Genomic DNA, 8,953 nt, shown 5'->3' with positions numbered 1-8,953 from the left:
CGGCCGGCACTGATGCCGGCCGCGTTTTTATGATGAATATGACACCTCGCTGAAAAGGAATAAGAAGATGGCAACTCCACACATTAATGCTGAAATGGGCGACTTCGCTGACGTAGTGCTGATGCCTGGGGATCCGCTGCGCGCCAAGCACATCGCGGAAACTTTCCTTCAGGACGTTAAGCAGGTGAACGACGTGCGTGGCATGTTGGGTTTCACCGGCACTTACAAAGGCCGCAAAATCTCCGTGATGGGCCACGGCATGGGCATTCCTTCCTGCTCTATTTATGCCAAAGAGCTGATCACGGAATTCGGCGTGAAGAAAATCATTCGCGTGGGTTCTTGTGGCGCAGTGCGTGCCGACATCAAACTGCGCGACATCGTTATCGGCATGGGTGCCTGTACCGATTCCAAAGTGAACCGCATGCGTTTTAAAGACCATGACTACGCGGCTATCGCCGATTACGACATGGTGCGCAACGCCGCTGATGCTGCGAAAGCCAAAGGCATCAACGCACGCGTCGGTAACATCTTCTCCGCAGACCTGTTCTACACGCCAGACCCGCAAATGTTCGACGTGATGGAAAAATACGGCATTCTGGGTGTGGAAATGGAAGCCGCCGGTATCTACGGCGTGGCAGCAGAATTCGGTGCAAAAGCGCTGACCATCTGTACCGTTTCCGACCATATCCGTACGCACGAACAGACCACTGCCGCTGAACGTCAGACGACCTTCAATGACATGATCGAAATCGCGCTGGAATCTGTTCTGCTGGGCGATAAAGAATAAATACTGACCCCTTTGCAGAAACAAAAACGGGCACCGAAAGGTGCCCGTTTTGCAATGCGTTTTAGGGTGATTTTTTGCATCCATGACTTTATATCATCAGGATATATCGATTTATTTTCATTTTATATCTATGCTATTAGCTATGCACTTTTCTATTCATCACTGAGCTGCTCATGTCTGAACTTGTGGATTTACTGCGTCAGGGCAGTCTGACGGCGAAAGAGATCACAGAACGCCTGCACATCAATCAGTCAACGCTTTCCAGACGGCTGACTAAAACACCTGAAATTGTCAAAATCGGGCAAAGCCGCTCGACCCGCTACATTCTGCCGCGTCCGCTGGATAACCAGTGGCGCTTCCCGTTGTACCAGATTAATGAGGCCGGGAATGCCGTGAATGCCGGCACCTTGTATTCAATCTGGCCGGGTGAAAGTTACGCGGTGGAGACGGTCAACGGTCAGTCGCTCACTTTTGACGGCCTGCCGTGGTTTATCACCGATATGCGGCCCCAGGGTTTTCTAGGCCGGGCGTGGGGGCGTGATATTAACGCCGCACTGCATTTTCCTGATGACATTAAAAAGTGGACCGAATCCCAGACGCTGGTGGCGCTGGCAAGAGCGGGCGATGAAACGGTCGGGAACTTTGTCATCGGAGAAACTGCGTATCAGAGATGGTTTCATAAGCAGGACGATATTCCCGTTTCTTGTGAAGACAAAATTCAGGCCTATGAAAATCTGGCGCAGAGAAGTCTGGCCGGAGAGGAGGTCGGCTCATCTGCGGGTGGCGAGCAGCCTAAATTCAGCTGCTACGCAGAACATACCGATCGGGAAGCCTCCCGGGTTTTAGTAAAATTCTCCCCTGCACCAGCCAATGAAAATGCCCGCCGCTGGGGGGATTTGCTGCGTGCGGAAGCCCACGCATTACAGGTACTGCAAAACGTGGGGATCCCGGCAGCGACGGCCGAAATCTTTACCGGAAGACACGGCGAGGTCTTCCTTGAGGTTGAACGGTTTGACCGGATAGGTGCGCGCGGGCGCTGCGGGATCGTATCGCTTGAAGCCGTTTCGGCAGAATTTGGCGGTGGCAACAGCAACTGGTTTGCGACCGCACAGCAGTTACGCAGGAACAAGATTATTACCGCCCCGACGCTGGAGGAAATTGAGCAAATTTATGCCTTCGGCAAGCTGATTGCCAACAGCGATATGCATCAGGGAAATCTGTCATTTATCGATCCTGCCATTGACCCTTTAAAACAATCTCTTACGATATCGCCGGTGTATGACATGTTACCGATGGCTTTTGCGCCGACAAATGCCGGTGCGATGCGTCGTGAAGCCGCGCCGTTAACGCTCGACCCTCTGGTGTCGAAAGCGAAGTGGTTGAATGCGCAGGCATGGGCGCAGGAATTCTGGCGGAAAGTGCAAAACGATGCCGCCATCAGTCTTGAGTTTCGTCAACTGGCCAGCGAAATGCTGGCGCAGGTGGAAGGGTTAACAGGGCCTGTTCAGCGGCTGGCCTGAATCACTTTGGTTTGCTGCGTTTCAGACTGCGGTAAGCGGCCTGTGCGGCTTCTTTGGTTTGCGCTTCGGTCGCGGGTCTGGCCGGGGCCACCCCGGCGTCGGGTTCGGTGAGGTTCAGCGTCGGCGGCGGGCCGAACTCTTCGGGGGTTTCTTCTTCCGGTTCATCATCTTCTTTCACCGGTTTACTGGCCGTCAGCAGGAACGGAGACTGTTGCCAGCGCGAACGGCGGCCCTGCAACAGCGTGCGGGCGAGAATGATGCCGACACCCAGCGCGGCGAGCATCATCAGACGCAGCAGATTGGTGGTGTTATCCACCTGTTTGGACTCCGTCGCCAGCACGTGCGTATCCAGCGTGATGCGTAAAAAGCCGCTCGGCCCGTTCTTATCTTCTATCGGCACCACAATCTGATGATTGAAGTAGCTGCCCGCGCGTTTACCATCGAGTGACAAGCGGTCGCGAACCGGCACCTGTTCACCGGCATGCGCCACCAGAGTGCCGTCGGATTCGTAAACGCTGGCGTCGAGAATGCGACTTTCATCGGTAAGCTGACTCAAAATAGTGGAAATCTGCGCGATATCCGCGCCATCATTGTCGCTGTCCATCAGCGGCGCGAGGGAAAACGCCACCTGTTTGGCCAGCGTTTGCGCCAGTTGCTCGACCTGCGTGGATCGGGCGAGCTGATGCCCGAGGCTGAAATAGGACGCGCCTTGCATAAGAATGACTAACAACGCCAGGCTAATCAATACGATAGCAGCGCGGTGCAGGCGAAATTTGAGTTTGGCCTTTGCCATTCCGTTTCCTTGCGTTTTTCGATGAGTTTAATGTTGCCAGAAGCGCTGGCGATAAGGTAGCTTGATGCGTCGTTTTATCGGCGGCATCTCTGCCTTTTCTACCGTTTTAGTCACTTATTTTTTAATAATCTACCGGAGTAATCATGCCAAACAGTCTGACCTATTGCGATCTTCCTGCGGAGATCCACCAATGGCCGGGACTTCCCCTTTCATTGAGCGGTGATGAAGTGATGCCGCTGGATTACCGGGCGGGACATACCGGGTGGCTCCTCTACGGTAGAAAACTCGATAAAATCAGCATTACGCAGTTCCAGCGTCAGTTAGGCCGCGCCTTAGTGATTGTCAGCGCGTGGGCGGTGGAAGGTTATCAGGTGGTGCGCCTGGCCGGTTCACTTACCGCTGACGTGCAGAAACTGGCGGAATCCTTCGAATTTGATGTGACTCAGCTGGGCAAAGTGCCTTACCTGCGCGTGCCGGGGCTGCTGGTCATGGACATGGATTCTACCGCGATAGAGATTGAATGCATCGACGAAATTGCCAAACTGGCGGGCGTCGGTGAGCAGGTGTCTGAAGTGACTGAACGCGCCATGCGCGGCGAGCTGGATTTCTCGGCCAGCCTGCGTCAGCGCGTCGCCACGCTCAGGGATGCTGATGCCAGCATTCTGCAACAGGTGCGTGACACATTGCCGCTGATGCCGGGCCTGACGGTCATGGTGCAGCGTTTGCAGGAAGCGGGCTGGCACGTAGCCATCGCGTCCGGCGGTTTTACCTATTATGCGGAATATCTGCGTGACCGCCTGAACCTGGTGGATGTGGCGGCGAACGAGCTGGAAATTCGTGACGGCAAGCTGACAGGCCGCGTGATTGGCCCGATTGTCGATGCGCAATATAAAGCCGACACTCTGCTGAAACTGGCCGAGAAACTGGAAATTCCTCACGAACAAACCATTGCCATTGGCGACGGCGCCAACGATCTGAAAATGATGGCCGTCGCGGGCATGGGTATTGCCTATCACGCTAAACCGAAAGTCTACGAACAGGCGGCAGTGTGCATCCGTCATGCGGATTTGCTTGGCGTGCTGTGTATTCTCAGCGGCAGTCAATCCTGAATACCCGTCATATTTCAGGATGCATGCGATCACTCACCCGAATCTTACTCAGGTAAGCGCATCGGGATGAGTATTCATTATTTAATTGAAGAGGTTAGTTGTGGCAAAAGCAGCAAAACGTGCATTTGTGTGTAATGAATGTGGCGCAGATTATCCGCGCTGGCAAGGGCAGTGTAGTGCCTGTCAGGCCTGGAACAGCATTACTGAAATCCGTTTGGCGGCTTCTCCGACCGTGGCGCGCAACGAGCGCCTGACCGGCTACGCAGGCGATGCGGGCGTCAGCCGCGTGCAGAAACTTTCCGACATCAGCCTCGACGAACTTCCGCGTTTCAGCACCGGTTTTAAAGAGTTTGACCGCGTGCTGGGCGGCGGTGTGGTGCCGGGCAGTGCGATTCTGATTGGCGGCAACCCCGGCGCCGGTAAAAGTACGCTGTTGCTGCAAATTTTGTGTCACCTCAGCGAAAACATGAAAACCCTGTACGTTACCGGTGAGGAATCCCTGCAACAGGTGGCGATGCGCGCGCACCGCCTGGGTTTACCGACGGCGAATATGAACATGCTGTCGGAAACCAGCATCGAGCAAATTTGTGAAATTGCGGATGTCGAAAAGCCGAAGCTGATGGTGATCGACTCCATTCAGGTGATGCACATGGCGGATATCCAGTCGTCGCCCGGCACCGTGGCGCAGGTGCGTGAAACGGCGGCGTATCTGACCCGCTTTGCTAAAACGCGCGGGGTGGCGATCGTGATGGTGGGGCACGTAACTAAAGACGGCTCACTGGCTGGCCCGAAAGTGCTTGAGCACTGTATCGACTGTTCCGTGCTGCTCGACGGCGATGCGGATTCGCGTTTCCGAACCTTGCGCAGCCACAAAAACCGCTTCGGTGCGGTGAATGAGCTCGGTGTTTTTGCCATGACCGAACAGGGTTTGCGCGAAGTCAGTAACCCTTCGGCGATCTTCCTCAGCCGTGGCGATGAAATTACCTCCGGCAGCTCCGTTATGGTGCTGTGGGAAGGCACCCGGCCGCTGCTGGTGGAAGTGCAGGCGCTGGTCGATCATTCGATGATGGGCAATCCGCGTCGCGTGGCGGTAGGGCTGGAGCAGAACCGTCTGGCCATTTTGCTGGCCGTCCTGCACCGTCACGGCGGTTTGCAGATGGCCGATCAGGACGTTTTCGTGAACGTGGTCGGCGGGGTGAAAGTGACTGAAACCAGTGCCGATCTGGCGCTGCTGCTTTCACTGGTGTCGAGCCTGCGCGATCGTCCTTTGCCGCATGATTTGGTGGTGTTTGGCGAAGTCGGCCTGGCGGGAGAAATTCGTCCGGTGCCGAGCGGCCAGGAACGCATTACCGAAGCGGCAAAGCACGGGTTCAAACGCGCTATTGTGCCGCACGCGAATGTGCCGAAAAAAGTGCCAGCCGGGATGCAGGTGTTTGGGGTCAAAAAACTGGCCGACGCGCTGGCGATCCTCGACGATTTGTAACGGTTTTTGAGTGTGAATCCTGTCCGGCTTTGTGCTATTTTTTGTTTAGTAAAACAAACATAAGGACAGGGTATGTCTCAGTTCGATTATCTTAAAACCGCCATCAAGCAACAGGGACGCACCTTACAGCAGGTGGCCGAAGCGAGCGGGATGACCAAGGGTTATCTCAGCCAGCTATTGAATGCAAAGATAAAAAGCCCCAGCGCACAAAAGCTGGAGGCGCTGCACCGCTTCCTTGACCTTGAGTTTCCCCGTCGCGAAAAGAATATCGGCGTGGTGTTCGGCAAGTTTTATCCGCTGCACACCGGCCATATTTATCTGATCCAGCGAGCCTGTAGTCAGGTCGACGAACTGCACATCATCATGGGCTTTGATGAGCCGCGCGATCGCGAGCTGTTTGAGAACAGTTCGATGTCTCAGCAACCGACTGTCAGCGATCGGCTGCGCTGGTTGCTTCAGACCTTCAAATATCAAAAAAACATTCATATTCATGCCTTTAATGAAGAGGGAATGGAGCCGTATCCGCATGGCTGGGATGTCTGGGGGCGCGGTATCAAGGAGTTCATGAGCCAGAAAGGCATTGAACCCAATACCATTTATTCCAGCGAAGAAGGGGATGCGCCGCAGTACCGTGAGCACCTCGGTATTGAAACGGTGCTGATCGACCCGAAACGTTCATTTATGAATATCAGTGGCCGCCAGATCCGTCAGGATCCGTTCCGCTACTGGGATTATATTCCGACGGAAGTGAAGCCATTCTTCGTGCGCACCGTGGCGGTGCTGGGCGGTGAATCCAGTGGAAAATCTACGCTGGTCAATAAGTTAGCCAATATCTTCAATACCACCAGCGCCTGGGAATATGGCCGCGACTATGTTTTCTCCCACCTTGGTGGTGACGAGATGGCGCTGCAATATTCTGATTACGACAAAATCGCGCTCGGCCAGGCGCAGTACATCGATTTCGCGGTGAAATATGCCAACAAGGTCGCGTTTATTGATACCGATTTTCTGACCACGCAGGCGTTTTGTGTAAAGTACGAAGGCCGCGAACACCCGTTTGTGCAGGCGCTGATGGACGAATACAAATTCGATCTGGTGATCCTGCTGGAAAATAATACGCCGTGGGTCGCCGATGGCCTGCGCAGTCTGGGCAGCACGACAGACCGTATGTCTTTTCAAAATCTGCTTATCGATATGCTGAAACAAAACAATGTGGATTACGTTCACGTTGAATCGTCAGATTATGATCAGCGTTTTCTGGAATGTATTGAACTGGTACAGAACATGCTGGCGGCGGATACCAGCCGGTTAAATCAGCCTGCCGGTTCCTGAATCCTTCATCAGCCCTTGTCCTGAAAAATGAAAATGCCTGTTCTGCCGGACAGGCATTTTTTATGGCGCTTATTCCTATAAACATTCTTTTCATGAATGCTTTGGTTAATTTATATATTTTATAATTATCAATAAAGTCATTTAATTACAGCGGGTTATTTTTTTAATCATTCAATTTGTAACAGGGGTAAAGTAAATCCTGAGTTAATTCAAATGATTGAACGCAAATCATTTTTGCCCTCATTGAATACGCATTTTATGCGTAAGTCCCCTCCATGAATAAAAATACAGTGACGGCCGTTGAGTTTTATTTGTCCGATTATACTCATTCATTGTGCCTCTCATTCCGGCAGAGGCTTTTTAAGGTGATCCGAATGAATTTATCATTCAAGCCCTGGGGTATCGCAGTATTGTGCAGCGCAGGCGCATTTGCGCTTGCCAGCGTGATGTTTATGCAAGGCTGGCTTCCGGTCAGCAGTCAGGCCGATACCACGGTTCCTGCGCCGTCTGCTCCTGTCGCACAACCCGCAACTGCTGCTGTTCCGGCCCCCGCTCCTGCGGCCTTTACTCAGGCCCAGCTTGACCAGTGGGTCGCCCCCGTGGCGCTTTATCCTGACAGCCTGCTTTCACAGGTTTTGATGGCCTCCACCTATCCCACCAACGTCATTCAGGCGGTGCAATGGTCACGCGACCATCCGCAAAGTCAGGGCGACGCCGCCGTCACTCAGGTGGCGAATGAACCCTGGGATCCGAGTGTGAAATCGCTGGTGGCGTTTCCGCAATTGCTGGCGCTGATGGGTGAAGATCCCGCGTGGGTGCAAAACCTCGGTGACGCATTTCTGGCGCAACCGGCCGACGTGATGGACACCGTGCAGAAATTCCGTCAGGTGGCGCAAAAGAGCGGGGCGCTGAAAAGCACGCCGCAGCAGAAAGTCACGGTAAAACCTGCCGCATCAGCCAGCGGCACTACCGTGGTGAAAAGCGCACCGGCTCAGCAAACCATCATTATCGAATCTGCTGATCCGCAGGTGGTTTACGTGCCGAGCTACAACCCGAATGTGGTGTATGGCGCATGGCCGACACCGGCTTATCCGCCGGTCTATCTGCCGCCACCGCCGGGGCAGCAGTTCGTGAACGGTGTGGTTTCCGGGGTCGGATTCGGAGTGGGTGTGGCCGCGACCTATGCCATTTTTGGCAGCATCGACTGGGATGACGATCATCACGACGACCACCATGATGATCACCACGACGACGGCCACCATGGCGGTTCGCCGAATAATTACGTCAACGTTAACGTTAATAATTACAACCGCATATCCGGCAATAACAACAATGCGGTGAATCATCCGGGTTCACCAGCCACAGCGGGCTGGCAGCACAATGCCGCTTTCAACAATGGTGTGCCACCTCGCACGGCAAACCTGAGCGGGGCCACGCAGAACCGTGCGCTAAATAATGCCGCACAACGTAATAATTACCGTGGTTTTGACGGCAATGCGGTGGGGCGTAACAACGGCGGCGTGCAAAATCAGCCGCTGGATCAACGTCGTCAGCAGGCGGCTTCGGTAATGAACAGCCGTCCGGGGTTTACGTCCGGGCAAACGCACGCATCACCCCGTTCGGTGCCGCCAGCAAGACAAGGTGTCACCTCCGACAGCCATCACATTTCCGGCCGCCAGTTGCCGCAGCATAACTCGCCCTCTCATCCGTCGTTTTCCGGGCAACAGAAGCTTTCTCAGCGCAGCGGGAATCTGCGTCAGGGGGGCGACATGACGCGCAGTTCAGCCTTCAGCGGGAATTCCAGCCGCGGGCCGTCGTGGCAACAACAACAGGCGCGCGGTGACAGAAGCCGTCACCAGATGCGTGACTCCCTGCCTGAGCGGTCTGCCGGTGCGGAAGCCCATCATTTTCAGCGGCGCTAACTTTTGA

Annotated in this window: 7 protein-coding genes; 6 read left to right on the top strand and 1 reads right to left on the bottom strand. The window is 54.5% G+C overall.

The annotated features are described in order from the left end of the window. Window positions 1–67: 67 nt before the first annotated feature. Complete coding sequence (gene deoD / locus ACO0U8_RS07995) at window positions 68–787, top strand: purine-nucleoside phosphorylase (RefSeq protein WP_013577098.1); 720 nt, start codon at window positions 68–70, stop codon at window positions 785–787. Between the two features lie 173 nt (window positions 788–960). After that, window positions 961–2,307: a type II toxin-antitoxin system HipA family toxin YjjJ gene (gene yjjJ, locus ACO0U8_RS07990; protein ID WP_421670580.1), complete on the top strand. Its 1,347-nt coding sequence runs from the start codon at window positions 961–963 to the stop codon at window positions 2,305–2,307. A 1-nt stretch (window position 2,308) separates the two neighbouring features. On the opposite strand, the gene ACO0U8_RS07985 is transcribed toward yjjJ, so the two are convergent. Then, a complete protein-coding gene (locus ACO0U8_RS07985) occupies window positions 2,309–3,100 on the bottom strand; it encodes a YtjB family periplasmic protein (RefSeq protein WP_421670579.1) in 792 nt (263 codons plus the stop codon). 143 nt (window positions 3,101–3,243) lie between these two features. Here ACO0U8_RS07985 and serB point away from each other — a divergent pair, with 143 nt between their 5' ends. The 4 genes from serB (at window position 3,244) to ACO0U8_RS07965 (ending at window position 8,946) form a co-directional block, all read left to right on the top strand. Then, the gene (gene serB, locus ACO0U8_RS07980) at window positions 3,244–4,209 is read left to right on the top strand and encodes a phosphoserine phosphatase (RefSeq protein WP_056776678.1); all 966 of its coding nucleotides are present in this window, start codon (window positions 3,244–3,246) and stop codon (window positions 4,207–4,209) included. Window positions 4,210–4,309: 100 nt separating this feature from the next. After that, window positions 4,310–5,692, top strand: coding sequence for a DNA repair protein RadA (gene radA / locus ACO0U8_RS07975; RefSeq protein WP_056776681.1), 1,383 nt, complete (start codon window positions 4,310–4,312; stop codon window positions 5,690–5,692). 72 nt (window positions 5,693–5,764) lie between these two features. Further along, complete coding sequence (gene nadR, locus ACO0U8_RS07970) at window positions 5,765–7,024, top strand: multifunctional transcriptional regulator/nicotinamide-nucleotide adenylyltransferase/ribosylnicotinamide kinase NadR (RefSeq protein WP_056776684.1); 1,260 nt, start codon at window positions 5,765–5,767, stop codon at window positions 7,022–7,024. Between the two features lie 374 nt (window positions 7,025–7,398). Further along, a complete protein-coding gene (locus ACO0U8_RS07965) occupies window positions 7,399–8,946 on the top strand; it encodes a DUF3300 domain-containing protein (RefSeq protein WP_390974215.1) in 1,548 nt (515 codons plus the stop codon). Window positions 8,947–8,953: the final 7 nt, after the last annotated feature.

The organism is Rahnella sp. EDr1-12 (genome assembly GCF_049206505.1).
Taxonomy (GTDB): Bacteria; Pseudomonadota; Gammaproteobacteria; order Enterobacterales; family Enterobacteriaceae; genus Rahnella; species Rahnella rivi.
This window is presented reverse-complemented; position numbering and strand designations above follow the sequence as displayed.

Coding starts and splice junctions, on each gene's coding strand:
- deoD (WP_013577098.1), top strand. CDS start 68: ATGGCAACTCCACACATTAATGCTGAAATGGGCGACTTCGCTGACGTA.
- yjjJ (WP_421670580.1), top strand. CDS start 961: ATGTCTGAACTTGTGGATTTACTGCGTCAGGGCAGTCTGACGGCGAAA.
- ACO0U8_RS07985 (WP_421670579.1), bottom strand. CDS start 3,100: ATGGCAAAGGCCAAACTCAAATTTCGCCTGCACCGCGCTGCTATCGTA.
- serB (WP_056776678.1), top strand. CDS start 3,244: ATGCCAAACAGTCTGACCTATTGCGATCTTCCTGCGGAGATCCACCAA.
- nadR (WP_056776684.1), top strand. CDS start 5,765: ATGTCTCAGTTCGATTATCTTAAAACCGCCATCAAGCAACAGGGACGC.
- ACO0U8_RS07965 (WP_390974215.1), top strand. CDS start 7,399: ATGAATTTATCATTCAAGCCCTGGGGTATCGCAGTATTGTGCAGCGCA.